The organism is Enterobacter cloacae complex sp. 402C9 (genome assembly GCF_050030745.1).
Lineage (GTDB): Bacteria > Pseudomonadota > Gammaproteobacteria > Enterobacterales > Enterobacteriaceae > Enterobacter > Enterobacter intestinihominis.
In genome coordinates this window covers 4671057-4696913 of record NZ_JBLGUW010000001.1, presented here as the reverse complement: position 1 = coordinate 4696913, position 25857 = coordinate 4671057, and the positions used below count along the sequence as shown (strand labels likewise).

Below are 25857 nucleotides of genomic sequence, written 5' to 3'. Positions count from 1 at the left end.
AAAATTCAAAGAGTTATTAATGAGTAATTATCTGAAAATCCGGTTTAGTACCTTTTCGTTGCTTGTTAGTTTAAGAGAACAAGGTAAAGTGTGCGTCAAGGCGAGGATGCCAGCAGGAAAACGACTTAAGGATAAGGGTCAGGAGCGCCAGGAGGCGAAGACTCAGGATTGTCAGGACGACCGGCGCCTGGAGGCGTTTTTAACAGGAAACGGAACCGTATCACGGACGGTAGTAGCCAAGGGATAAACAGGGTTTGTTGAAGGCAAACAGGGAATGTCTGACCCGTTAAGGGTTGTGAGTCAGGAAAAAAGGCGACAGATTGCTCTGTCGCCTTTTTTCTTTGCTTGCTTTCTGCTAGATTTCGCCGCAATTCTATACTGAAGAAAACGACTTAAAGATAAAACATCATGAAAAAACCGACCTCCGCTGCGGGCGCGAAACGCCCTGCAAAAGCCCGCCGCAAAACGCGCGAAGAACTGAATCAGGAAGCGCGCGATCGCAAACGCGATAAAAAGCATCGTGGCCATACTGCGGGTAGCCGTGCTAACGGTGGCGGTGCCGCAGGCGCTTCTGCAAAAGGCAAACAGCAGAAAGATCCTCGTATCGGCAGTAAAACTCCCATTCCACTGGGCGTGACAGACACGCCGGTCACTAAGCAGCACAAACCAAAGAGCGAGAAACCTATGCTTTCACCGCAGGCTGAGCTGGATATGCTGGAGAACGATGAGCGCCTGGATGCGCTGCTGGAACGTCTTGAAGAGGGTGAAACCCTGACCGCTGAAGAGCAGTCCTGGGTAGATGCCAAACTGGATCGCATTGATGAATTGATGCAGAAGCTGGGTCTGTCCTACGATGATGAAGAAGACGAAGAGGAAGACGAAAAGCAGGAAGATATGATGCGTCTGCTGAAAGGTGGAAACTAACATTTGCACCCGGCAGGTACACTCGTCCTGCTTATAACCCTTCCGGTTATATGTTATCTGGTGTGGTTATTCGTTAAACTACGGCGGTTGTCGCGGCGACAGAAGTGGCTGCGCACCCGAATGATGGCCCGCAACGGGACCAGAACGGGCCGCCGTATACGAACGCGACACCAACGGAAGGAGTGAGCATGTCTGTACCATCTATCGACTGGGATTTGGCCCTGATCCAGAAATATAACTATTCCGGGCCGCGTTATACCTCATACCCCACCGCGCTGGAGTTTTCTGACGCTTTCGGCGAGGCGGATTTTCAGCATGCTGTGGCGCGCTATCCCGAGCGCCCGCTGTCGCTCTACGTCCATATTCCGTTCTGCCACAAGCTCTGCTACTTCTGCGGCTGCAATAAAATCGTTACCCGCCAGCAGCACAAAGCCGATCAATACCTCGATGCGCTTGAACAGGAAATTCTGCACCGCGCACCGCTGTTTAAAGGCCGTCACGTCAGCCAGCTTCACTGGGGCGGCGGTACGCCAACTTATCTGAACAAAGCGCAGATCAGCCGCCTGATGGCGCTTCTGCGCGGCAATTTCAGTTTTAACCACGACGCTGAAATTTCGATCGAGGTCGATCCGCGTGAAATCGAGCTGGATGTGCTGGATCATTTACGCGCCGAAGGCTTCAACCGCCTGAGTATGGGCGTACAGGACTTCAACAAAGAAGTGCAGCGCCTGGTCAACCGGGAGCAGGACGAAGCGTTTATCTTTGCCTTACTCAACCATGCGCGTGAGATCGGCTTTACCTCAACGAATATAGACCTGATTTACGGCCTGCCGAAGCAGACGCCGGAGAGCTTCGCCTACACGCTTAAACGCGTGGCTGAGCTCAACCCGGACCGTCTGAGCGTCTTTAACTATGCGCACCTGCCGTCGCTGTTCGCCGCGCAGCGCAAAATCAAAGATGCGGATCTGCCTTCCGCCCAGCAGAAGCTGGACATTTTGCAGGAGACCATCGCCTCGCTGACCGAAACCGGCTATCAGTTTATCGGGATGGATCACTTTGCCCGCCCTGACGACGAACTGGCGATTGCTCAGCGCGAAGGTGTTCTCCATCGTAACTTCCAGGGATACACCACCCAGGGAGATACCGATCTGTTCGGAATGGGTGTCTCCGCTATCAGCATGATTGGCGACTGCTACGCCCAGAACCAAAAAGAGCTGAAGCTGTATTACCAGCAGGTTGATGAAACGGGCAACGCGCTGTGGCGCGGCATTGCGTTAACGCGCGACGACTGCATCCGTCGTGATGTGATTAAGGCGCTTATCTGCAACTTCCGTCTCGAATTCCGCGAGGTGGAGTCGCAATGGGATCTGCAATTCAGCGATTACTTTGCCGAAGACCTGAAGTTTCTTGCGCCGCTGGCGAAAGACGGGCTGGTGGATGTGTCGGAGAGCGCGGTGGTCGTCACGCCGAAGGGGCGTCTGTTGATTCGTAATATCTGCATGTGCTTCGATGCCTATCTGCGCCAGAAAGCGCGTTTACAGCAGTTCTCGCGCGTGATTTAAGTTGCAATGCCGGATGGCGCTTCGCTTACCAGGCCTACAACTCGCAACTATGTAGGCCGGGTAAGGCGAAGCCGCCACCCGGCTTTTCATCGACAGCTCGTTAGCTAAACAGCCCAACCAGTGCCGCACACAATACCGCCGCAACGGCAGTTTGTGGCGTGTGGCTTTCTGCTGCACCGCTCGAAAGCAAGGTCACTAATGATTCCAGCATGATGCTCCCCCCAGTTTCCGGGCACGATCATACAAAACTCATCGGAACAGTAAAGCGCAAAATAACGGCACTTTGCGCTCAATTAGTAACCTTTACACAGCGGAGTAAGATCACTCCATTCCCAGCTCTTTCAGCTTGCGCGTGAGGGTGTTTCGACCCCATCCCAACAGGCGAGCCGCTTCCTGTTTGTGGCCCTGGGTATGACGAAGCGCGGTGGTCAACAGCGTGCGCTCCATTTCAGGCTGTGCTTCAGAGAGCAAGTTTTGATGACCGGAACGCAGCGCGCGATCTGCCCACTGCGCCAGCAGCGTCGCCCAGCTGTCCGGCAACGTATGTCCTGCGGTGCTCTCGGGCACGGTGGCTTCAAACAGTTCTGCCGGTAAATCCTGAATCAGCACTTCCTGGCCGGCGGCCATCACCGTCAGCCAGCGACAGGTGTTTTCCAGCTGACGCACGTTGCCCGGCCACGCCAGACGGGTGAGGGCGGCATCCGTTTCCGGATGAAGCTGCTTGGCTTCCACGCCCAGCTCGCGGGCCGCCACCTGCAGGAAATGGCGCGCCAGACGCGGGATATCTTCCCGACGCTCGCGCAGCGGCGGCAGGTGGACGCGGATCACGTTCAGACGATGGAATAAATCCTCACGGAATTTCCCCTCCTGTACGCGCAGCTCCAGGTTCTGGTGCGTCGCGGCGATAATGCGTACGTCCACCTTCACCGGCGCATACCCGCCCACGCGGTAAAACTGTCCATCTGCCAGCACGCGCAACAGTCGGGTCTGTACATCCAGCGGCATATCGCCGATTTCATCCAGGAAAAGCGTGCCGCCGTCAGCCTGTTCAAAGCGTCCCTGACGAATGGTATTGGCTCCGGTAAATGCCCCTTTTTCGTGGCCGAAGAGTTCAGACTCAATTAAATCCTTAGGGATCGCTGCCATGTTCAGGGCGATAAAGGGGGCTTTCGCCCGCGGGCTGTGGCGATGCAGGGCGTGTGCGACCAACTCTTTACCGGTCCCTGATTCACCGTTAATCAAGACGCTGATAGACGAACGCGACAGACGCCCGATGATGCGAAACACGTCCTGCATGGCCGGCGCTTCACCGATGATGTCCGTCGTTGGTCCAAAGTCGGGGGCATTGCGGGGCTGCTGTTGCTCCTGATAGTGGCTGATAGCGCGCTCAACCAGCGCAACGGCTTCGTCGATATCAAACGGTTTTGGCAGGTAATCAAACGCCCCCTGCTGGTATGCGCTGACGGCGGCATCCAGGTCGGAGTGGGCGGTCATTATGATGACCGGAAGCATGGGGTGGCGCTGTTTGATCTGCTTTAAGAGCGCCAGTCCGTCCATTCCCGGCATGCGAATATCCGAGAGCAGCACGTCCGGCGTTTTGGTGGTAAGCGCATCGAGCACCTCGCTGCCGCTCTCAAACGTCGTGCAGCTTAATCCCGCTCCCGTGAGCGCGCGTTCAAGCACCCAACGGATGGAGCTATCGTCATCGACTACCCAGACTATCCCTCGTTGCATAAACGTCACCTTTATTTTTTAATCGGCAGGAAAACCGAAAACTCGGTATGTCCCGGCCAACTGGTAAATTCAATTTTGCCGGAGTGTTGATCAATCAAATTACGGGCTATGGATAACCCCAGCCCGGTGCCGCCTTCGCGACCGCTGACCATCGGGTAGAACAGGGTGTCCTGGAGATGCGGCGGGATCCCCGGCCCGTTATCTTCCACATCAATACGTGCCGCCAGACGATAACGCACACCGTGCAGCGTCAGCTGGAACGCGGTGCGGGTACGCAGAATAATTTCGCCCCCCTCCGGGCCCAGCGCCTGCAACGCGTTACGCACAATGTTCAACAGCACCTGTTCAATCTGGTCCGGATCGTGCGCCAGCTCCGGCAGGCTTGGGTCGTAATCACGCACCAGCGTGACGTTATCCGGCAGCTCCATAGAGACGAGTTTCACCACTCGCTCCGCAACTTTGTGAATGCTTTCTGAAACGTGCATCCCCGGCTGCTGTGGCCCGAGCAGACGATCGACCAGGTTACGCAGACGGTCCGCCTGCTCAATAATGACGTTGGTATACTCCGCCAGGGCAGGGTCTGGCAGCGCTTTGGTCAGGAGCTGTGCCGCACCGCGTAAGCCGCCCAGCGGGTTTTTAATCTCATGAGCCAGCCCGCGCACCAGGTCGCGCGCCGCAATCTGCTGCGCATGCTGAAGCTGTTCCTGGCTGAGACGACGCTGGTTATCCATCGGCGCCATTTCCAGCAGAATCATGCCATCTGGCAGACGCTGTGCGGTGAGGGACAAAATATGCGAGCGTCCGTCAATCACCAGCGTCACTTCGTTATCGGTGAAGCCCTGACCCGCCTGCAAACTCTCCTGCATCAGGCCAATATTCAGCGAGAAATAGCTCAGCAGTTCTGGCAGCGGCGTGCCAAACAGTTTACGGGCGCTTTGGGCGAGCAGCTGCTGCGCCGCCGGGTTGGCGTAATGCACCGCCAGCTCGTCGTCGACCAGCAAAATACTGTTAATTAAAGAATTGAGGATCTGCCCAGCATCGGGCAGCGTGCCAGTTGCCATTCAGCAGTCTCCTGGAGTCGTTGCACTATTTTAGTGCAGTATAGCGTTTTAGAGGTAAAAAGCGCGTGAGATCAGGTTGTTGGTGGAGAAAAAAGCCCATCCGAAGATGGGCTAAAGTTTCCACGGCAACGACTCCCGACGCGTATGCGCCGGGTAAAACAAATCAATTAAACGCTGTAGTACAGTTCGAACTCAACCGGGTGCGGCGTCATGCGAACGCGGTCGTTTTCTTCGGTACGCAGCGCGATGTAAGCGTCGATAGCTTCATCGGTGAACACGCCGCCAGCGGTCAGGAACTCGCGGTCTGCGTCCAGCGCCTGGAGGGCTTCTTCCAGAGAGCCGGCAACCTGTGGGATCTCTTTCGCTTCTTCTGGCGGCAGGTCGTACAGGTTTTTGTCCATGGCTTCGCCCGGGTGGATCTTGTTCTTGATACCGTCCAGACCGGCCATCAGTAGTGCTGCGAAGCAAAGGTATGGGTTAGCCGCCGGGTCCGGGAAGCGCACTTCGATACGACGCGCTTTCGGAGATGCCACCACCGGGATACGGATAGAAGCAGAACGGTTACGGGCAGAGTACGCCAGCATTACTGGTGCTTCGTAGCCAGGGACCAGACGCTTGTAGGAGTTAGTGGTTGGGTTCGCCAGGGCGTTGATCGCTTTAGCGTGTTTGATAACACCACCGATGTAGTGCAGCGCCTGCTCGGACAGACCCGCGTACTTGTCGCCAGAGAACAGGTTAGTACCGTTCCTGGACAGGGACATGTGGCAGTGCATGCCGGAACCGTTGTCGCCAAACATGGGTTTTGGCATGAAGGTCGCGGTTTTACCGAAACGGTGCGCAACATTGTGCACAACGTATTTGTAGATCTGAATCTCGTCCGCTTTTTTGGTCATGGTGTTGAAGCGGGTGGCGATTTCGTTCTGGCCAGCCGTTGCCACTTCATGGTGGTGCGCTTCAACAACCAGGCCCATCTCTTCCATGATCAGACACATGGTAGAACGGATGTCCTGTGAAGAATCGACCGGAGGAACCGGGAAGTAACCGCCTTTCACGCCCGGACGGTGACCTTTGTTACCACCTTCGTACTTGGTGGAAGAGTTCCATGCGCCTTCGATGTCATCGATAGCGACGTGGGAACCAGAAATGGAAGCACCAAAACGGATGTCGTCGAACAGGAAGAACTCTGGCTCTGGCCCGAACAGAACGGTGTCTGCAATACCGGTAGAACGCAGGTACTCTTCAGCGCGTTTTGCGATGGAGCGTGGGTCACGGTCATAGCCTTGCAGCGTGCCAGGTTCCAGGATATCGCAGCGGATGATCAGCGTAGGTTCTTCGTAGAACGGGTCAATGAGCGCAGTGGTTGCATCTGGCATCAGAACCATGTCGGATTCGTTAATGCCTTTCCAGCCGCCAATGGAGGAGCCGTCAAACATTTTGCCTTCTTCAAAGAATTCGGCGTTCACCTGATGAGCAGGGATCGTGACGTGCTGTTCTTTACCTTTGGTATCGGTGAAGCGCAGATCAACAAACTTCACTTCATGTTCGTTCAGCATCGTCAAAACGTGTTCAGCGGACATACTTAACTCTCCAGATTGGTCATTGTCGTCGTGGTAACGAGGTCTTCAAATCGGCTGGGCTGCCATATTTTTACTGTATTTCTGTAAAGCGAAATCTGTGCCAACTTTTAAAACACCCCAAAAAGGCGTTATCATGCGCACCATAGTGCAGAAGGGCTGCACCACATTGGATTCGTTGCACCATTATAGTGCTTCAGTGTGAACATTGAGCACCATATTGGTGCAATTTACGTTAAAGTGCCCTTTTACCGCTCCGTGAAAGCGATCACAAAGCATCTCTGCAATACTTGTTTGCGGGGGATGTTTGTGATCCTGTTTTGTAGTGCGATTAATCCGTGTACAATAACGCGCTATTTCTAAATGCCTGAGGCAAAGTTGTGATCGAAAAATTGCGTAATATCGCCATCATCGCGCACGTCGACCATGGTAAAACTACCCTGGTTGACAAGCTGCTACAGCAGTCCGGTACGTTTGATGCTCGTGCCGAAACTCAAGAGCGTGTGATGGACTCCAACGATTTGGAGAAAGAGCGTGGGATTACCATCCTCGCCAAAAACACCGCTATCAAATGGAATGACTACCGTATCAACATCGTTGATACCCCAGGGCACGCCGACTTCGGTGGTGAAGTTGAGCGCGTGATGTCCATGGTGGATTCCGTGCTGCTGGTGGTTGACGCATTTGATGGCCCTATGCCGCAAACGCGCTTCGTGACCAAAAAAGCATTTGCCCACGGCCTGAAACCTATCGTTGTGATCAACAAGGTTGACCGTCCTGGCGCGCGTCCTGACTGGGTTGTTGACCAGGTCTTCGACCTGTTCGTTAACCTCGACGCGACCGACGAACAGCTGGACTTCCCTATCGTTTATGCGTCTGCGCTGAACGGTATCGCCGGTCTGGATCACGAAGACATGGCGGAAGACATGACTCCGCTGTACCAGACGATTGTTGACCGCGTTCCTGCGCCAAACGTTGACCTGGAAGGCACCCTGCAAATGCAGATCTCCCAGCTCGACTACAACAACTATGTTGGCGTAATCGGCATTGGTCGTATCAAGCGCGGTAAAGTGAAGCCTAACCAGCAGGTCACTATCATCGATAGCGAAGGCAAAACCCGTAACGGTAAAGTCGGTAAAGTTCTGACTCACCTGGGTCTTGAGCGTATCGAGAGCGACATCGCTGAAGCGGGCGACATCATCGCTATTACCGGTCTGGGTGAACTGAACATCTCCGACACCATCTGCGATCCGCAGAACGTCGAAGCGCTGCCAGCCCTGTCCGTTGATGAACCAACCGTATCCATGTTCTTCAACGTCAACACCTCTCCGTTCTGTGGTAAAGAAGGTAAGTTCGTTACCTCTCGTCAGATCCTTGACCGCCTGAACAAAGAGCTGGTGCATAACGTTGCGCTGCGCGTTGAAGAAACCGAAGACGCTGATGCATTCCGCGTTTCCGGTCGTGGTGAGCTGCACCTGTCTGTTCTGATTGAGAACATGCGTCGTGAAGGTTTCGAGATGGCGGTATCCCGTCCGAAAGTTATCTTCCGCGAAATCGATGGCCGTAAACAAGAGCCATTCGAAAACGTAACGCTGGACGTTGAAGAGCAGCACCAGGGTTCTGTCATGCAGGCACTGGGTGAGCGTAAAGGCGACCTGAAAAACATGAATCCAGATGGCAAAGGCCGCGTACGTCTCGACTACGTGATCCCAAGCCGTGGCCTGATCGGCTTCCGTTCTGAGTTCATGACCATGACCTCCGGTACCGGCCTGCTGTACTCCACCTTCAGCCACTATGACGACATCCGTCCGGGCGAAGTGGGCCAGCGTAACAACGGCGTACTGATCTCCAACGGTCAGGGTAAAGCGGTTGCGTTTGCGCTGTTCGGTCTGCAGGATCGCGGTAAGCTGTTCCTGGGTCACGGTGCTGAAGTTTACGAAGGCCAGATCATCGGTATTCACAGCCGTTCTAACGACCTGACGGTAAACTGCCTGACCGGTAAGAAACTGACCAACATGCGTGCGTCCGGTACTGACGAAGCAACGGTTCTGGTTCCACCGATCAAGATGACGCTGGAGCAGGCTCTGGAATTCATCGATGATGACGAACTGGTAGAAGTGACGCCTCAGTCAATTCGTATCCGTAAACGTCACCTGACCGAGAACGATCGTAAACGTGCTATGCGCGGTGCGAAAGAAGAGTAATTCGGTTATGCCGTAGGCCGGGTAAAGCGCAAGCGCCACCTGGCAACGAAAAGCCGCTGAGCGATCAGCGGCTTTTTTATTAGAACGAATAACGTAACCCTAAACGGATCCGGTACTGCTCGCGGTTGTAATCATTCCATCGGTCCAGCCACTGTAGCTCAAGATACGGCAGCCAGTTTCTGTCGATTTTATAGCTGAACTTGTTGGTAATTTCCCAGTGATGATCTTTGCCATTTTTGCTGTGGTAATCATTCACCCGCTGGAAAAAGTGCGGCTCAAAGGTGTAGAAAAACGCATCCGTCATTTTGAAATTCCAGTAGTTGGCGAATTCGTGCGTGTCGTTTTTATCCATCTGTCCGTTATAGTCCGGCGTATCGTAATTGTTATGGTTATAGCGATAGCGGAACGTCAGATTGAACCAGTCCGTAAATTTATAGTTAGTATCTAAATAGAGTGCTCCACCCGATCCTGCGCTGCTGTCATTGATCAAGCCGCCGGGCTGGAAGGTGAGTTTGTCGGTCGGTTTGAAGAGCGGATACCAACCCTCGATTTCGTTATAGCTGTGCTTCAGTTCGTCCCATTTCCCCACGTTATAAGCGTTGGTGAACATCAGCCCCGCGCCCATATCGAAGTTATAGCCCGCACGCAGGATCACCTCGTGCAGCTCAGAGGCCGTATTGTACGCTTCGCGCGTTTCGACATAGGCCCCGGCAAAAACCGGGCAGGACACAGACGACACGATCAGTACGGTGATGATTCTATTCATAATTTGTCCATGTATCAGGTACAGAAAGGCCTCCCTCCTGATTAACAGGAAGGACATATTGGCCGGATTTATAGTTATAAAGTGACTGCTGACGCTTTATTGTTGGTGGTTATCTCAGGGGTATTTGCTGTCTGTTTTTAATGAGATGGTCACTCCCTCCTTCCCGGTACTATGCTGAGGACAGGCTTTCATTCGGAGAACCATCATGGAAAACATTGCGCTTATTGGTATCGATCTGGGTAAGAACTCTTTCCATATTCATTGTCAGGATCATCGTGGGAAGGCCGTTTACCGTAAAAAATTCACCCGACCAAAGCTAATCGAATTTCTGGCGACATGCCCGGCAACAACCATCGCGATGGAAGCCTGTGGCGGTTCTCACTTTATGGCACGCAAGCTGGCAGAGTTAGGGCATTTTCCAAAGCTGATATCACCGCAATTTGTCCGCCCATTCGTTAAAAGCAACAAAAATGACTTCGTTGATGCTGAAGCTATCTGTGAAGCAGCATCACGTCCATCTATGCGTTTCGTGCAGCCCAGAACCGAATCTCAGCAGGCAATGCGAGCTCTGCATCGTGTCCGTGAATCCCTGGTTCAGGATAAGGTGAAAACAACTAATCAGATGCATGCTTTTCTGCTGGAATTTGGTATCAGCGTTCCGCGAGGTGCTGCCGTTATTAGTCGACTGAGTACCCTTCTTGAGGACAGTAGTTTGCCTCTTTATCTCAGCCAGTTACTGCTGAAATTACAACAGCATTATCACTATCTTGTTGAGCAGATTAAAGATCTGGAATCTCAGTTGAAACGAAAGTTGGACGAAGATGAGGTTGGACAGCGCTTGCTGAGTATTCCCTGCGTTGGAACGCTGACTGCCAGTACTATTTCAACTGAGATTGGCGACGGGAAGCAGTACGCCAGCAGCCGTGACTTTGCGGCGGCAACAGGGCTGGTACCCCGACAGTACAGCACGGGAGGTCGGACGACATTGTTAGGGATTAGCAAGCGGGGCAACAAAAAGATCCGAACTTTGTTGGTTCAGTGTGCCAGGGTATTCATACAAAAACTGGAACACCAGTCTGGCAAGTTGGCCGACTGGGTCAGGGAGTTGTTGTGTCGGAAAAGCAACTTTGTCGTCACCTGTGCTCTGGCAAACAAGCTGGCCAGAATAGCCTGGGCACTGACGGCGCGACAGCAAACTTACGAAGCATAAAGGCAGAAATACACCAGTTTAAACAATCATTCATCTGGTTTTGCGAATACTGATATTGATGATACTAACGGCCCACCGGCCTGTTGAGGAACCTGTAAAACGGAAAGGCTCATTGAAGCCGTATATTTTCTGGAGGTTCATCAGGCGCGGAACTCATCGAGGCGCGGGAATAAAATCCCATTCAGACGCCGGATAGATTCAAGCAAGCCAACTTGTCGTCAAAATCGGTGTTGCAAAAACGGGAGTGACCATAGATTCCGTTTTCCAATCTCCTCGATAATAAAGGCGAAGCGCGCTTCGTTGAGTTTATAAAACAGCCCCATGGTCACGGCAGCAACGATCGCCAGGCCGCACGGCCAGAGGAAAATCAGCTGACGCAAACCCAGCAGCGTTCCCGCGCTCTGCACGGCATGGGGAACGTAGCCAATCTGGGTCAGCATGATGCCGGGCAGAAAACCGGCGAGCGCAGCGGAGATTTTGCGCGAGAAGGTATAGCCGGTATACACCGACCCTTCGGCGCGAATCCCGGTTTTCCACTCGCCGTAATCAACCGTATCCGGCACCAGCGCCCAGTTCAGGCTGTTCACAAACGCCGTGCCGAAGAAGGCCATGCAGGAAAAGAGCACAAACAGCAGGGAGCTGGTCCCCCAGAGGAAATTCAGCACGTCGCCCACCGCCCACAGCGCCAGCCCGCCCAGATAGACCGGTTTCTTGCCAAAGCGCTTTACCGCACCGGGCACCAGAAACACGCCAATCAGAATGCAGCCCATGCTGAAAAAGCCCATCCACGACAGGAGATGCAGATCGTTCAGCACGTACTGGGTGTAGTAGACCTGAATCGCCAGCTTGATGTTAAACGCGGCGAGGGTACAGAGGTTGGCGATGCACAGCACCAGCAGCGGCGGATTGCGGAAAATCGCGCAGAATGATTTCAGAATGCCGGGCTTATGGTGATCGGGCGTAAGCTCGACGTAGCGCTCTTTAACCCCGCTGTAGCACCACCACATGCAGAACAGCCCCCCGGTGACGAACACCAGCGCGGCCACCAGATAGCCGAGTGAGGGCTGGCTGACGAACAGCGCCTGAATCGGCATAAAGCCGACGGTGCAGAGCAACAGTCCTACCGTTGCGCCGCCCTGACGCCACGCCGCAAGCTGCGCGCGCTCGTTCGGGTTTTTGGTGATGGCCGGAACCATTGCACCGTAGGCGCAGTTCATCAGGCTGTAGCAGAGGCCAAACATCATGAAGAGCACGGTGGCGAGGGCCGTTTTCACCGTCAGGCTAAAGTCGTTGGCCATAAACTGCGCCGTGGCCACCAGCGCCACCGGGACGGAGGCGTAGAGAATGAATGGCCGGAATTTCCCCCGCGCGCCGATATTACGCCGGGAGTCCAGCAGCACCCCGGTCAGCATGTCGGTAAACGCGGTAAAGAACTTGGCGACCAGAAAAATGATGCCGCCGTAGAACGCGGGCATGCCCAGCTCGTCCGTGTAAAACTTCAGCAGATACAGCGTGCCAATACACAGCATCAGGTTCGAGCCAAAATCGCCCATCCCGTAGGCGCACTTCTCTCGCAGGCTCAATTTCAGGGTTAACGGATCAGTATTGTGTGTCATGGTCGATCCTCAAAGCGCCCCGCAGGGCGCTCAATCACGTCATTTATGCCGTACGTTTGCGCAGCTCAATTTCTTCCACGATGCGCACATACATCTTCTCGTTGAGGTTGTAGAAGCAGCCCATCGCCACGATGGTGATGACCGCCAGCAGGCTCGGGTAGATAAATATCAGCTGCCGCAGCCCTTCAACCGTGCCGGCGGATTGCACCACGTTGGGCACATAGCCAATCTGCGTAAGCATGATCCCCGGGAAGAAGCCCGCCAGCGCCTGCGATACCTTGCGGAAGAAGGTAAAGCCGGTATAGACCGTCCCCTCGGAGCGTACGCCGGTGCGCCACTCGCCGTACTCCACGGTATCGGAGACCAGCGCCCAGTTCAGGCTGTTCACGAACGCGGAACCGAAAAACGCCAGGCAGGAGAACGCCACAAAGCTCACCGAGCCGCCGCCGAAGAAGTAGTTAAGCAGATCGCCTGCCACCCAAATTGCCAGCCCGCTGATATAGACCTTTTTCTTACCAAAGCGCCGCACCGCGCCAGGCATCATAAAGACGCCGATAAAAATACAGCCCATGCTGAAGAAGCCCATGTACGACAGCAGGATCGGGTCGTTCAGCACGTACTGCGTGTAGTAGACCTGAATGGCGAGTTTGACGTTAAAGGCACCCAGCGTGCACAGGTTAGCGATGCACAGGATAAACAGCGGACGGTTCCCGGCGATGGCGCGAAACGACTGCAACAGCCCCGGTTTCTGCGCCGGGTTAGCAGGCTGCGTCTCGACGTAACGCTCGGTTACGCCCTTATAGCACCACCACATAAAGAACAACCCGAACAGCGAGAAGAGGGTGGCGGCAAAGATGTAGCCAAGCTGGTCATTGCCCTCAATGAGGTTCATCACCGGTACAAAGCCCACCGTACAGAGCAGCAGGCCGAGCGTGGCGCCGCCCTGACGCCAGGCCGCCAGCGAGGCTCGCTCGTCCGGGTTTTTGGTAATGGCGGGCACCATCGCGCCGTAAGAGCAGTTCATCATGCTGAAGAACAGGCCGTACAGCATGAACAGCACCGTTGCCATCACCGTTTTGCCGGTCATCTCAAACGGTGTGCCGACGAAGTTGGCAATCGCCAGCAGCGTCACAGGGAAGGCTGCATACAGCACGAACGGGCGGAATTTCCCTTTCGGGCCAATCTTGCGCCGGGAGTCGAGCATGATCCCGGTGCCCATATCGGTGAAGGCGGTAAAAAACTTCGCAATCAGGAAGATAATCCCCCCGTAGGTACCGGGCAGTCCCAGCACGTCGGTGTAGAACTTCAGCAGATACAGCGTGCCGATATCCAGCAGGATGTTAGAGCCGAGATCGCCCATCCCGTAGGCGAGTTTTTCTTTAAACGGCAGGCGCAGGGTTGCCGGGTCAGAAGTATGTTGACTCATTATTGTTCTCCGTCTGCCCGCAGGTTTCCCCGCGGGCGAGCCTTATCAGATATGACGTAAGGTGCTAAACAGATCTGCCCATTCGCTTTGCTGGCGATAGAAGACCGGCGGTTTGCCGAGCGGGGCATCAACGTTCACGTCACCGCCCTGGCAGGTTTCCCCCGTCCAAGCATTGACCCAGCTGTCCTGCGGCAGATAGAGCGACCAGTCGCGGCGTCCCTCTTCATGAACCGGGGCCACCAGCAGATCGCGGCCAAACAGGTACTGGTATTTCAGCGTGTAGGCGCGCGCGTCGTCCTCGTAGTGCAGGAACAGCGGACGCATCACCGGCAGGCCGCTTTTCGCGTTCTGCGCAACCGCAGCTTTGATGTACGGCTTCAGAGTGGTGAACACGGTGGTCATGCGCGCGAAGTGCGCGATGGTTTCGGCGTCGCCGTCGAACTGCCAGTTGTCGCCAGGGCGATTGCCCTCGTGGGTACGCATCATCGGCGTAAAGGCGCTGAAATCGCACCAGCGCAGCAGCAGCTCTTTGCTGCGCTTCATCTCGAACAGCGTCGTATAGCCGCCAATGTCGCTGTGGTGCAGCCCGTGCCCGGTCATCGCCAGAGACAGCGCCGCCGGTACGACGGACGCCAGACCGTCGTCCAGGCTCCAGTCGACGTTCTGATCCCCCGCCCACATCATCACCGAGTGCTTCTGGCTGCCGGTGTAGCCCGCGCGCATGAAGAACAGGATCTCCCCGAGCTTGCCGGTCTCCTCCAGTGCTTCGTAGTTACATTTCGCCCACAGGGCAGGCCAGGCGTTATGCATGATCTCCGCGCTAACGCCGTTGTGCAGGAAGGTATCGGTCGGCAGATATTCCCCGAAATCGGCCATCCAGCCGCCGCAGCCCAGTTCGATCAGGTTCTTTTTGATGACCTCTTTGTACCAGCCGTAGGCTGCCGGGTTGGTCAGGTCGATAACGCCTGCGTAGAACTCGCCGAACTCAACGTGGTAATCCTCGCCGTTGGCGTTTTTGGTCAGATAGCCGCGTTTCGCCGCCTCTTCGCAGAGATCTTTATCGCTGGCGACGTACGGGTTGATATAGGAGAGGAACTGCACGCCTTCCTGTTTCCACTGCGCAATCCGCTCATCAAGCTGCGGATAGAGCGCGCTGTTCCACTTCCAGTTCCACATCACGCGTTTGCCGAAGGAGGTCATCCGGATGCCGGACCAGTCCTGCGCCCAGATGCCGTTCACCTTCACGCCGCCCTCGCGCATGGCGTCGAGCTTCTGCTGACACACCTCGGTGCCACCCTGAATACCCAGCGTCACGCCGTCGTAAACCCAGTCCGGCAGTTCAGGCTGACGCCCCAGCAGGCCGGTCAGTTTTTCCAGCAGATCGACGTAGGTTTCTGCGCATTCGAAGCGCAGCGTGGCGTTATCTTCCCAGAACGCCAGCTCGTGGAAGTCCGGCGCGCTGAAGTCGAAGTTCATATAACAGCTGTTATCCACGTGGCAGTAGTACTTCTGGGTGCTCACGAAGGTAGGCTGCGGGAAGAAGGTCCAGTAGTAATCGCCGCCCGCGTTCTCTTTGCAGTCGGCCTGCCAGGTGACGTAGGTCTGCTTATTGCGGCCCACGCCCTGCTCGCTGGTCCACAGCGGAAACGGCTTGCCGCGCAGATCGAAATACGAGAACTGCTCTCCGCAGCCGTAGATATGATCGTCAGGCTGAGCTGCCAGCCGCAGCCAGATGCGGTTATGGCTGGCGGCGTCATTTTTCAGCTTCAGCTCCAGACGGCCTTCACCATCCACGCCCACCAATAACGTCGCGCTCACCGCGTCGCCGCGGGTAAAGCGGATTGCCCAGCCCGTGCTTTGCTGCGTAACGGTCGCGTTCGTCAGGGCAATCTTTTCGTTGAGCTTGTCTTTGATGCTGAAGTTGCCGCGAAACATCTCGATATCCGCCTCACCTGCGCCGATCCACAGGCAAGGGGCATCCGCAGAGTGGGATAAAATCAGACGGTCCTGCCAGCGCAGGGTAAAACCACTTTCGTTATTTTTCAGGTCAATATTGTGTAGGGTACGCATAAAAACTCCGTCTTTATTATTTGGCCAGGCTATCCAGTAATCCGGCGGCTACGGCAGGCGCTAAGCCCGGCGCCAGCGGCAGGCGGGGGATCACCAGGCAGTGCAGCAGATGGTAAATATCCTGCTTGCCGTCCCAGACTTTGGTGGTCACTTCGTTATTGGTGTCCAGCTCCTGCCACCATGAACCGTTTTCGTAATCCATCAGGTACTTGATGCAGTAATCCCACCACTTCTGATACCAGGCTTCGTACTGCGCCTCACCGGTGACGGTGTAGAGCGCGTAAGCCGTACCCATCGCTTCGACGATTGGCCAGCGCACGCGTTCGCGGACGATTGGCTTGCCGTCCCAGCCTACGGAGTAGACAAATCCATCGGCCCCGTCGGGTGCCCAGGCGTCGCGGATAGTGGCGTGGAACAGGCCTTTCGCATCTTCCAGCAGCCATTCCGGCGGGGTTTCACAGCGCGCTTCCAGGGCGGCGCGCAGGTGCAGCATCAGGCGACCCCACTCAATCCAGTGCCCCGGCGTGCCGCCGTAGGCGCGGAAGCGGTGGGCGGGGTTATCGATGTTGTAGTCGCGGATCGGGTTCCAGTTGGTGTCGAAATGCTCGTTAACGCGGTACTCCCCTTTGCGCGCCACGTCGTGAATAATCACCGAGGCGATGCGCAGGGCGCGGTCGAGCCATTTGCGGTCGTGGGTCACGTCATAAACGATCAGGAAGGCTTCCACGGCGTGCATGTTGGCGTTACCGCCGCGGTAATCTTCCGTTTTGCTGAAGGCTTCATCCCAGGACTCCAGGCACATCTGCTCCTGTTCGCTCCAGAAGTAGCGCTCAATCACCTCGATGGCGTCGTCCAGCAACTTGCGTGCCTGCGGATGGCCGGTGGTGACGGCGCTCGCCGCGCCCAGCAGGACGAAGAAATGCTGATAGCCCTGCTTGGACGCATCAATCACGCCTTCATCGTTTACGCAGGCGTACCAGCCGCCGTGCTGCTTGTCGCGCAGCGGACCGTTCAGGGCATTAATGCCGTGCTCAACCAGGGCGTACGCACCAGGACGTCCCATGTTCGCCGCCACCGCGTAAACGTGCAGCATGCGGGCGGTGATCCACAGATGGGTGCCCATATCGCTACGCACCTGCCCGTTATTGCCCAGCCAGCCAAAGCCGGTCGGTACGGCGGCGTTTTTACCGAAATCGAGAATGCGGTCGGTCTCTTGTTCGAGCCAGCGGTTATGGCTCAGGGTATTAAACCATTTCATGTTCGGATCCTTTCTTAACGGCGAGCCATCATTTCGTCGACGATCTCACCCAGACGCTGAAGTTTTGGTACGGAAATATCACGCAGCATCAACTCGGTGTCCGGCAGGCCAATCACAGAGGACCAGACGGCGCGACCGGCTAAAAAGCCCAATGCCCCCGCCTGCATCGCCACGCTCACCGCGCGCGGGAATAACTTATCGTCAACGCCGGACGAGAGGATCACCCACGGCATGGCGATGTTCTCGTTCAGCTTCTGCGAGGCCGCCAGCAGCTCCTGCTGCGTGCCCTTACCAAACAGCGGCATTTCCACTTTGTAGAGGTCGGCACCGCAGTCGCCCAGCTCTTTGGCCGCATCGATAATCGCCTGCTCGCGGTCAAACGCGGCGCCGCGGCGCGGTGGACGCACAACCGGCTCGATAATGCTCAACAGACCGTTATCGTGGCACAGCGTATTGAACGCTTTCACCATCTCCAGGCGCTGCTGCGGATCTTCATCGCTGCGCCACAGCACCAGCAGCTTCAGCGCCTTGCCGCCGTCGCGTTTGACCGCCTGCGCGTCAATGCTCTTGTCGATCACCACGCTGTCGACCGGAATACCGTTCCCCGGAATAAACTCGTCGGCTGCCACAATCATCGCGCAGCTTTTGGCCACGGCCCGCTGCTCGACAATCTGGCGATAGCAGAACTGCTGGTCGACGAGAATGGCAGAGGCGTACGGCGACAGAATTTTTGCCGCGTTGACTTTAAAATCCGTCAGGTGCTGGTCGGTTACCGGTACCGGCGCGCCTGCCGCCGCAAACATCAGGCGCATCGCTTCGCGCTGATCCACGGCCAGCATCGCAAAACCGCCGGAAGGTCGGGTGATATCTTTCAGGGTGTACATCGTCATTCCTCAGTCCTTTCGTATCAGTGTGATTTTTTCAGCCCGGCAGATGCGCGAACCTGTTCAAGAATGGCTGTCCAGTCTTCGCGCCCGCGCCCGGCGGCGCGTGCCTGGTTGTAAACTTCGCGGGAAGCCGCGCCCAGCGGCATTGGGACATGCAGCTGGTTGGCCACGTCGAGGGCGATCCCCAGATCCTTATGCGCAAGGTCGATCATGAAGGCGGGTGAAAGATCCCCTTTCAGCACCTTGTTCGGCCATGACGTGGTGAAGTGGCCTTTGCCCGCAGGTGTGCCGCTCATCACCTTGAGCGCCACGTCAAAGGAGAGGCCAAGCGCTTCGCACAGTACGGCGGCCTCGGCGGAAAGGGCGTTCAGGGCGATGCTCATGTAGTTATTGATGAGCTTGACGCGGATGCCCATTCCCGGCCCGCCGGCGTTAATCAGTTCATTACCCATCGCCATTAAGACGGGGGTGGCACGCTCAACCTGCTCTGCCGTGCCGCCTGCCAGCAGGAGTAGCGTACCGGCGATGGCATGATCAGAGGTGCGCCCGACGGGCACGTCCATCAGGCTGAAGCCTTGCTCAGCCATGTCGCGGATCAGCGCGTCGGTTTGCAGCGGGTGAATGGTGGACATATCAATGACCAGCGCGTCGCGGGATAATCCTTCGCACACGCCGTGCTCGCCGAACAGCACGCTGCGCACCTGGTCGCCGTTTGGCAGCATAGTGATCACGAATTCGGCATCCGTTGCTGCCTGTGCGGGCGTTGCCGCCGCCCGGGCGCCGCTCTCTACCAGCGCCTGAACCGCCTGCGGGTTCACATCAAAAACGTTAAGCTGGTGGCCCTGTTTCAACAGATTCTTCGCCATGGGCGCGCCCATCTGTCCTAAGCCGATAAATGCGATTGCTGACATGCCTCTCTCCTGTCACATCGTGTCAATTTTTGCGCGTTTGTGGTGTCTGTTTTTGATCGTATTTGTAATTTATAGTCAAAAAATTGACACGGGTCACTTTTTAAACATTTGGTGAAATTAAAATGAAGGCATCAGAAATCGCAGAAGGAATCACCATGACTCGCATCGTTTGTGTCGGCATTACCGTGCTGGATCGCATCTGGTATCTCGAGGATTTACCAAAAGAAGGTGGGAAATATGTCGCAAAAGACTACACGGAAGTGGGCGGCGGCCCGGCGGCAACGGCTGCAGTGGCAGCCGCGAAACTGGGCGCGGAAGTGGATTTTATTGGTCGGGTGGGGGACGACGATACCGGCAGACGGTTGCTTGCGGAGCTGGAATCCCTGGGGGTGAACACCCGCTATACGCGCGTAGTTAAGGGGGCCCGATCGTCGCAATCGGCGGTGCTGGTGGACGCAGGTGGGGAAAGAGTGATTGCCAACTACCCCAGCCCCGATCTGCCCGCCGAGGCAGGCTGGCTGCATGAAATCGACTTCTCTCAGTGGGACATTGTCTTAGCCGACGTGCGCTGGCATGACGGGGCAAAACAGGCATTTACCCTGGCCCGTCAGCAGGGCGTTCCGACGTTGCTGGATGCGGATGTTACCCCGCAGGATATCGCGGAGCTGATCGCCTTAAGCGATCACGCAGCCTTCTCTGCGCCGGGACTGCGGCGTTTAACGCAGTTGGATGAAACAGAAGACGCATTAAAAAAAGCACAAATGCTCACAAATGGACATGTGTATGTCACGCAGGGGCGAGACGGCTGTTTCTGGCTGGAAAACGGCGCGCTATGTCATCAGCCTGGTTTTGAAGTGAACGTCATTGATACCACCGGCGCGGGCGACGTGTTCCACGGTGCGCTGGCGGTCAGCCTGGGGCAGAAATTGCCCGCCGCAGACGCCGTGCGTTTTGCCAGCGCCGTCGCAGCACTGAAATGCACAAAGCCCGGCGGGCGCGCGGGTATACCCGACTGTGATCAAACCCGCTCTTTTTTGTCACTTTTTGTATAAAATGCGGGGCGTGATGGTTTTCAGAGGACAGCCCATGAGCCTTACCGAACTGACCGGCAACCCGCGTCACGATCAGCTGCTGACGCTGATTGCCGATCGGGGCTATATGAACATTGATGAACTGGCGCAGCTGCTGGATGTGTCGACGCAAACCGTGCGCCGGGATATCCGCAAGCTTAGCGAGCAGGGGCTGATCACCCGTCATCACGGCGGTGCGGGCAGGGCATCCAGCGTGGTCAATACGGCGTTCGAACAGCGTGAAGTTTCGCTTACCGAAGAGAAACGGGCGATTGCCGAAGCGATTGCGGACTATATCCCGGATGGCTCGACCATCTTTATCACTATCGGGACGACCGTGGAGCACGTTGCCCGGGCACTGCTTAACCATAATCATCTGCGCATTATCACCAACAGCCTGCGGGTGGCGCACATTCTTTATAAGAATCCGCGTTTTGAGGTGATGGTACCTGGCGGTACGCTGCGCCCGCATAACGGCGGCATTATCGGGCCTGCGGCAACGGCGTTTGTGTCTGGCTTCCGGGCGGACTACCTCGTGACCAGCGTGGGGGCGATAGAGCACGACGGCGCGATGATGGAATTTGACGTTAACGAAGCCAGCGTGGTGAAAACCATGATTGCCCACTCCCGTCACATTTTACTGGCGGCCGATCATACGAAATACCACGCCTCCGCGGCGGTTGAAATTGGCAACGTGGCGCAGGCGACGGCGCTGTTCACCGATGAGCTGCCCGGCCCGGCGCTGCAAAGTCACCTAAAATCCAGCAAGGTTGAGGTTGTCGAAGTGAATTCCGGAGAAGAGCAGCAGGCTGGCTGATCGTCTTATGGCCCGATATTGCGATTCGGGCCTTTCCTTTCTCTAAGCTGAATCTGGCGCATAGCTAAACTTTCTCTTTCCCGCTACAGTTACTTTTCCACGGCGAAAGGAGATAAACATGCTTTATATCTTTGACTTAGGAAATGTAATCGTCGATATCGATTTTAACCGGGTGCTGGGCGCATGGAGCGATTTTAGCCGTGTTCCGCTGGCGACGTTAAAGCAGAATTTCGCGATGGGTGAGACTTTCCATTTGCACGAGCGCGGTGAGATCAGCGACGAAGCGTTCGCAGAGCGTTTCTGTCAGGAAATGGGTCTCTCGTTAAGCTACGAGCAATTTTCCCACGGCTGGCAGGCCATATTTGTCGCGATCCGCCCCGAAGTGATCGACATCATGCACAAGCTGCGCGAGCAGGGGCATCGCGTTGTCGTGCTGTCTAATACCAACCGCCTGCATACCACCTTCTGGCCGGATGAATACCCGGAAATTCACGCGGCGGCAGATAAAGTGTATCTCTCCCAGGAGATGGGGATGCGTAAACCTGAGGCGCGCATCTATCAGGCGGTATTGCAGGAAGAAGGATTCACGGCAGCGGATGCGGTCTTTTTTGACGACAACGCCGATAATATAGAAGGGGCTAATCAGTTAGGTATCACCTCCATTCTGGTGACCGGAAAAGAGACGATACCGAACTACTTTGCGAAGCAGTTATGCTAAAAACCGTTCATCAAAAAGCCAATCACCACACGCGCCCGCTGAGGGCGTGGCTGAAACTCCTCTGGCATCGCATTGATGAGGACAACATGACCACGCTGGCGGGCAATCTCGCTTACGTGTCCTTGCTCTCGCTGGTTCCGCTGGTGGCGGTAATTTTTGCGCTTTTTTCGGCGTTTCCGATGTTTGCCGATGTGAGCATGCAGCTTCGCCATTTTGTTTTCGCAAACTTTATTCCTGCCACCGGCGATGTGATCCAGAACTACATTGAACAGTTTGTCGCTAACTCCAGCAAGATGACGGCGGTGGGGGCGTGTGGGCTTATTGTTACCGCGCTGCTGCTGATGTACTCCATCGACAGTGCGCTCAACACTATCTGGCGGAGCAAAAAAGTCCGCCCAAAGGTCTATTCCTTTGCCGTCTACTGGATGATTTTAACCCTCGGCCCCTTGCTGGCGGGGGCGAGCCTGGCGATCAGCTCCTACCTTCTTTCGCTGCGCTGGGCGAGCGATTTAAACAGCGTGATCGATAACGTGCTGCGCATCTTCCCGCTGATTTTATCGTGGCTTTCGTTCTGGCTGCTTTATAGCGTGGTGCCAACTACGCGCGTACCCAACCGTGATGCCGTGGTGGGTGCGCTGGTCGCGGCGTTGCTCTTTGAGTTGGGCAAGAAAGGATTCGCGCTTTATATCACCATGTTCCCCTCTTATCAGCTGATTTACGGCGTACTGGCGGTGATCCCCATTTTGTTTGTCTGGGTCTACTGGACGTGGTGCATCGTCTTGCTTGGCGCCGAAATAACTGTCACTCTCGGGGTCTACCGCGAACTTAAAAAAGCAGCAGAAGCTGAAAAACAACAAGAAGCAGACCAACCATGATTGCATTGATTCAGCGCGTAACCCGTGCCAGCGTCACCGTGGCGGATGAGGTGACGGGTGAAATCGGCCCAGGACTTTTGGTGCTCCTGGGTGTCGAAAAGGATGACGACGAACAAAAAGCCAACCGCTTGTGTGAGCGCGTGCTGGGCTACCGCATTTTCAGCGATGCGGAAGGCAAGATGAACCTGAACGTTCAGCAGGCGGGCGGCAGCGTGCTGGTGGTGTCCCAGTTTACGCTGGCTGCGGATACCGAACGCGGCATGCGGCCGAGTTTTTCGAAGGGCGCGGCACCGGATCGCGCAGAAGCCCTTTACGAGTACTTTGTTGAGCGCTGTCGCCAACAGGACATGAATACACAAACCGGACGATTCGCTGCGGATATGCAGGTTTCGCTGGTGAACGATGGCCCCGTCACATTCTGGCTCCAGGTATGAGCCAACTGGCGGCCTGGCCGCGGGTAACAAGAGAGAGTACAGCTATGTATCACCTTCGAGTACCGCAAACGGAAGAAGAGTTAGAGGTTTATTACCATTTCCGCTGGGAAATGCTGCGCAAGCCACTGCATCAACCGAAAGGGTCTGAACGCGACGCCTGGGACGCGATGGCGCACCACCAGATGGTGGTTGATGAAGAGGGCAACCTCGTTGCCGTGGGGCGTCTGTATATCAATGCCGACAACGAAGCTTCAATCCGCTTTATGGCCGTTCACCCCTCCGTGCAGGACAAAGGCCTTGGAACGCTGATGGCCATGACGCTGGAATCCGTCGCCCGTCAGGAAGGGGTCAAGCGCGTCACCTGTAGCGCCCGTGAAGATGCCGTTGAGTTCTTTGCCAAGCTTGGTTTCGTGAATCAGGGGGAAATCACCGCCCCGCAAACTACGCCGATTCGTCACTTTTTGATGATCAAACCCATCGCCACCCTGGACGATATTCTCCATCGTGCCGACTGGTGCGGGCAGCTCCAGCAGGCGTGGTATCAGCACATTCCGCTCAGTGAAAAAATGGGCGTGCGTATTCAGCAATATACCGGGCAAAAATTTATTACCACCATGCCGGAAACCGGAAACCAGAACCCACACCATACCCTGTTTGCCGGTAGCCTGTTTTCACTCGCCACGCTCACCGGCTGGGGACTGATCTGGCTGATGCTGCGCGAACGTCATCTCGGCGGCACCATTATTCTGGCCGATGCCCATATCCGCTACAGCGCGCCGATCAGCGGCAAGCCGAGCGCGGTAGCTGACCTGGGCGCACTGGGCGGCGATCTCGACCGTCTGGCGCGTGGGCGTAAAGCACGCGTACAAATGCAGGTTGAGCTGTTCGGCGATGAAACGCCGGGCGCGGTGTTTGAAGGCACCTATATCGTTCTGCCTGCGAAGCCGTATGGCGCGTATGAAGAGGGCGGGAACGAGGAGGAGTAGTATCCTTCTCACTCTCGCCCTGCATGGTTAATGCGCCAGGCAATATCTCGCATAACGTCTCGCGCTGACTGGCTAATTCCACCCAACTGGAAGAAGCCGTGAATTACACCCCGCCATCGTTGAGCGGTACACTTCACGCCTTGCTCCGTGAGGCGCTGATAAAGCGCCTCGCCTTCGTCTCGTAACGGATCATACTCAGCGGTAACAATATGGACCTTCGGCAGACCGCTAAAGTCGTTGCGCCACAGTGGTCTGACTTCAGGATGCTGACGCAAGATACATTTCATAGCCGCTCAAAAGGGTATCGCGAGTAATTACGTAGTCCATGCCATTGAGGGTATAGCTTTCAAAACTGGCCGTAGCGTCGAGCATGGGGTAGATAAGAATGAGCTGTGCGGGATCCCAGAGACCTTTGGCCTTAAGCCGCAATGACGTTACCAGCGCAAGATGCCCTCCCGCACTGTCTCCACAAAGTGTAATCCGGTTTTTATCCACACCTAATTGTTCTGCATTTTGCCAGACAAGATCTGCCGCTCTCTCTGCATCGTCATGCGCAGCGGGGAAGGTATGCTCGGGTGCGAGTCTGTACTGAACCGCAATGACCCGACAGTTACCGTAAAACGCCAGTTGGCGAAGCTGATTATCATGGGTTTCAAACCCACCGCTGACAAAACAACCGCCATGATAGTAGAGGGCACAAGGTAACGTTTCAGGGGCATTGACAGGCGAAAATAGCCGAAAGGTCATCTCCTCAAGAACAAGCGTTTCAACCTGGACACGAGTTTCTGTCTCCCCGGCCAGAGCTGTGCTGGCAACATACCCGGCTCTCCGTTCATCTATATTCTGCTTTCGCGAGGAAGGCCGCCCTGCTGCAATAAAATCTTGTACAAGCTTATCAATTCCCTTTTCCAGCGCCATGGTTACGTCCTCAAGCTGTATTTATATACAGTTTTATAGCCTGGTTTACTAAAGATGAAAACAGAGGAATTTGAAGATATAAATGTCCTGGAAAGCGGCTCGCAAAATTAGTGACTGCCTTAACAATGTTCTTTAACCATGTCTTAATTATGGATATATTGCCTGAAAATTAACCGTAGATGATATACTAAGGTGATATATGAGTCTTTTGGCGGACCTTACTATGGGCAGAATACTGATCGATTTGTCTGATGACGTGATTCAACGACTGGATAACCTGAAGCAGTTGCGCAACCGGCCGCGCGCCGAACTGCTGCGGGAAGCCATAGAACTGTATCTCGACCAGCAGAATTCATCGGTTATCCGCGAAGCGCTTGGCCTGTGGGGAAATCAGCAGGAAGATGGGCTTGAGTACGAACGCAAGCTGCGTGAGGAGTGGTAATGATGGAGCACATGGCTGTGTTTGACACCAATATCCTCATCGATCTTTTTAATAACCACGTTGAGGCTGCGGATGCGATCGATCGCACAGCTTCGCATCGTGCCATTAGCCTCATCACATGGATGGAAGTAATGGTGGGCGCTCGCAGGCACGGTCAAGAAGCAAAAACGGCAGCCGTGATGGGGGCCTTTGAAAGTATTGATATAACAAGGGAAATTGCTGAAAGAAGCGTATTACTTCGCGAACAGCACGGGATGAAGCTTCCTGACGCCATTATTCTGGCTACTGCTCAGAGCAGAAGCTGTCCGTTAATTTCGCGCAATACGAAAGACTTTTCGGGTATTGCTGGGGTCGTTTCACCTTACCACCTGTAGGCCGGGCAAGCGTGCGCCGC

General features: G+C 55.5%; 24 protein-coding genes and 1 pseudogene. 13 read left to right on the top strand and 12 right to left on the bottom strand.

The features are described 5' to 3' along the window. Positions 1-19 precede the first annotated feature (19 nt). The 3 genes from ACQG1K_RS22325 to hemN all read left to right on the top strand — a co-directional run bounded on the left by ACQG1K_RS22325 (position 20) and on the right by hemN (position 2486). The gene (locus tag ACQG1K_RS22325) at positions 20-247 is read left to right on the top strand and encodes a hypothetical protein (RefSeq protein ID WP_022649855.1); all 228 of its coding nucleotides are present in this window, start codon (positions 20-22) and stop codon (positions 245-247) included. A 161-nt stretch (positions 248-408) separates the two neighbouring features. Continuing rightward, the gene (yihI, locus tag ACQG1K_RS22320; protein ID WP_022649854.1) at positions 409-924 is read left to right on the top strand and encodes a Der GTPase-activating protein YihI; all 516 of its coding nucleotides are present in this window, start codon (positions 409-411) and stop codon (positions 922-924) included. Between the two features lie 188 nt (positions 925-1112). After that, a complete protein-coding gene (gene hemN, locus ACQG1K_RS22315) occupies positions 1113-2486 on the top strand; it encodes an oxygen-independent coproporphyrinogen III oxidase (RefSeq protein ID WP_367076182.1) in 1374 nt (457 codons plus the stop codon). A 100-nt stretch (positions 2487-2586) separates the two neighbouring features. On the opposite strand, the gene ACQG1K_RS22310 is transcribed toward hemN, so the two are convergent. The 4 genes from ACQG1K_RS22310 to glnA form a co-directional block, all read right to left on the bottom strand. Further along, positions 2587-2697, bottom strand: a complete 111-nt coding sequence (locus ACQG1K_RS22310; protein ID WP_017382667.1) for a YshB family small membrane protein — start codon at positions 2695-2697, stop codon at positions 2587-2589. A 110-nt stretch (positions 2698-2807) separates the two neighbouring features. After that, on the bottom strand, positions 2808-4220 hold the full coding sequence (gene glnG, locus ACQG1K_RS22305) for a nitrogen regulation protein NR(I) (RefSeq protein WP_022649852.1): 1413 nt from the start codon (positions 4218-4220) through the stop codon (positions 2808-2810). 11 nt (positions 4221-4231) lie between these two features. Next, positions 4232-5281: a nitrogen regulation protein NR(II) gene (gene glnL / locus ACQG1K_RS22300; RefSeq protein WP_003861923.1), complete on the bottom strand. Its 1050-nt coding sequence runs from the start codon at positions 5279-5281 to the stop codon at positions 4232-4234. 167 nt (positions 5282-5448) lie between these two features. After that, positions 5449-6858, bottom strand: a complete 1410-nt coding sequence (glnA, locus tag ACQG1K_RS22295) for a glutamate--ammonia ligase (RefSeq protein WP_023298930.1) — start codon at positions 6856-6858, stop codon at positions 5449-5451. 377 nt (positions 6859-7235) lie between these two features. Between glnA and typA the strand changes: the two genes are divergently transcribed. Continuing rightward, positions 7236-9059, top strand: a complete 1824-nt coding sequence (typA, locus tag ACQG1K_RS22290) for a ribosome-dependent GTPase TypA (RefSeq protein WP_022649851.1) — start codon at positions 7236-7238, stop codon at positions 9057-9059. 79 nt (positions 9060-9138) lie between these two features. On the opposite strand, the gene ompL is transcribed toward typA, so the two are convergent. Next, a complete protein-coding gene (gene ompL, locus ACQG1K_RS22285; protein ID WP_048966005.1) occupies positions 9139-9825 on the bottom strand; it encodes a porin OmpL in 687 nt (228 codons plus the stop codon). A 205-nt stretch (positions 9826-10030) separates the two neighbouring features. Between ompL and ACQG1K_RS22280 the strand changes: the two genes are divergently transcribed. After that, complete coding sequence (locus ACQG1K_RS22280; RefSeq protein ID WP_000427614.1) at positions 10031-11035, top strand: IS110-like element IS5075 family transposase; 1005 nt, start codon at positions 10031-10033, stop codon at positions 11033-11035. A gap of 218 nt (positions 11036-11253) precedes the next feature. Here ACQG1K_RS22280 and ACQG1K_RS22275 read toward each other — a convergent pair whose 3' ends face one another. The 6 genes from ACQG1K_RS22275 to yihU are packed head-to-tail and all read right to left on the bottom strand — an operon-like array spanning position 11254 to position 19203. After that, the gene (locus ACQG1K_RS22275) at positions 11254-12651 is read right to left on the bottom strand and encodes an MFS transporter (RefSeq protein WP_426720979.1); all 1398 of its coding nucleotides are present in this window, start codon (positions 12649-12651) and stop codon (positions 11254-11256) included. A gap of 43 nt (positions 12652-12694) precedes the next feature. Then, positions 12695-14077, bottom strand: a complete 1383-nt coding sequence (locus tag ACQG1K_RS22270; RefSeq protein WP_022649848.1) for an MFS transporter — start codon at positions 14075-14077, stop codon at positions 12695-12697. 45 nt (positions 14078-14122) lie between these two features. Continuing rightward, positions 14123-16147, bottom strand: coding sequence for an alpha-glucosidase (locus ACQG1K_RS22265; protein ID WP_367076179.1), 2025 nt, complete (start codon positions 16145-16147; stop codon positions 14123-14125). Positions 16148-16163: 16 nt separating this feature from the next. Next, positions 16164-17405, bottom strand: a complete 1242-nt coding sequence (gene yihS, locus ACQG1K_RS22260; RefSeq protein WP_063148340.1) for a sulfoquinovose isomerase — start codon at positions 17403-17405, stop codon at positions 16164-16166. 14 nt (positions 17406-17419) lie between these two features. Continuing rightward, positions 17420-18295 (bottom strand): sulfofructosephosphate aldolase, encoded by an 876-nt coding sequence (yihT, locus tag ACQG1K_RS22255; RefSeq protein WP_367076177.1) that lies wholly within the window; start codon positions 18293-18295, stop codon positions 17420-17422. Positions 18296-18312: 17 nt separating this feature from the next. After that, positions 18313-19203: a sulfolactaldehyde 3-reductase gene (gene yihU, locus ACQG1K_RS22250; RefSeq protein WP_367076175.1), complete on the bottom strand. Its 891-nt coding sequence runs from the start codon at positions 19201-19203 to the stop codon at positions 18313-18315. Between the two features lie 155 nt (positions 19204-19358). Between yihU and ACQG1K_RS22245 the strand changes: the two genes are divergently transcribed. The 6 genes from ACQG1K_RS22245 (at position 19359) to fabY (ending at position 24103) form a co-directional block, all read left to right on the top strand. After that, positions 19359-20255 (top strand): sugar kinase, encoded by an 897-nt coding sequence (locus ACQG1K_RS22245; RefSeq protein ID WP_063201042.1) that lies wholly within the window; start codon positions 19359-19361, stop codon positions 20253-20255. A 34-nt stretch (positions 20256-20289) separates the two neighbouring features. Next, on the top strand, positions 20290-21090 hold the full coding sequence (locus ACQG1K_RS22240; protein WP_023298924.1) for a DeoR/GlpR family DNA-binding transcription regulator: 801 nt from the start codon (positions 20290-20292) through the stop codon (positions 21088-21090). Between the two features lie 118 nt (positions 21091-21208). Beyond that, complete coding sequence (yihX, locus tag ACQG1K_RS22235) at positions 21209-21808, top strand: glucose-1-phosphatase (RefSeq protein ID WP_003861947.1); 600 nt, start codon at positions 21209-21211, stop codon at positions 21806-21808. Continuing rightward, the gene (locus tag ACQG1K_RS22230; RefSeq protein ID WP_023298923.1) at positions 21802-22683 is read left to right on the top strand and encodes a virulence factor BrkB family protein; all 882 of its coding nucleotides are present in this window, start codon (positions 21802-21804) and stop codon (positions 22681-22683) included. Before yihX ends, ACQG1K_RS22230 begins: the two co-directional genes overlap by 7 nt. Next, the gene (dtd, locus tag ACQG1K_RS22225; protein WP_015569909.1) at positions 22680-23117 is read left to right on the top strand and encodes a D-aminoacyl-tRNA deacylase; all 438 of its coding nucleotides are present in this window, start codon (positions 22680-22682) and stop codon (positions 23115-23117) included. The genes ACQG1K_RS22230 and dtd overlap by 4 nt, the downstream gene beginning before the upstream one ends. Positions 23118-23161: 44 nt before the next feature. Further along, positions 23162-24103: a fatty acid biosynthesis protein FabY gene (fabY, locus tag ACQG1K_RS22220; RefSeq protein WP_022649838.1), complete on the top strand. Its 942-nt coding sequence runs from the start codon at positions 23162-23164 to the stop codon at positions 24101-24103. A gap of 8 nt (positions 24104-24111) precedes the next feature. Here fabY and ACQG1K_RS22215 read toward each other — a convergent pair. Beyond that, positions 24112-25021, bottom strand: a pseudogene (locus tag ACQG1K_RS22215) (alpha/beta hydrolase). A gap of 199 nt (positions 25022-25220) precedes the next feature. Between ACQG1K_RS22215 and ACQG1K_RS22210 the strand changes: the two are divergent. Together ACQG1K_RS22210 and ACQG1K_RS22205 are read left to right on the top strand one after the other, a co-directional pair. Then, positions 25221-25463, top strand: coding sequence for a ribbon-helix-helix protein, CopG family (locus ACQG1K_RS22210; protein WP_023298920.1), 243 nt, complete (start codon positions 25221-25223; stop codon positions 25461-25463). Positions 25464-25465: 2 nt separating this feature from the next. Beyond that, positions 25466-25837: a type II toxin-antitoxin system VapC family toxin gene (locus ACQG1K_RS22205; protein WP_367076185.1), complete on the top strand. Its 372-nt coding sequence runs from the start codon at positions 25466-25468 to the stop codon at positions 25835-25837. Positions 25838-25857: the final 20 nt, after the last annotated feature.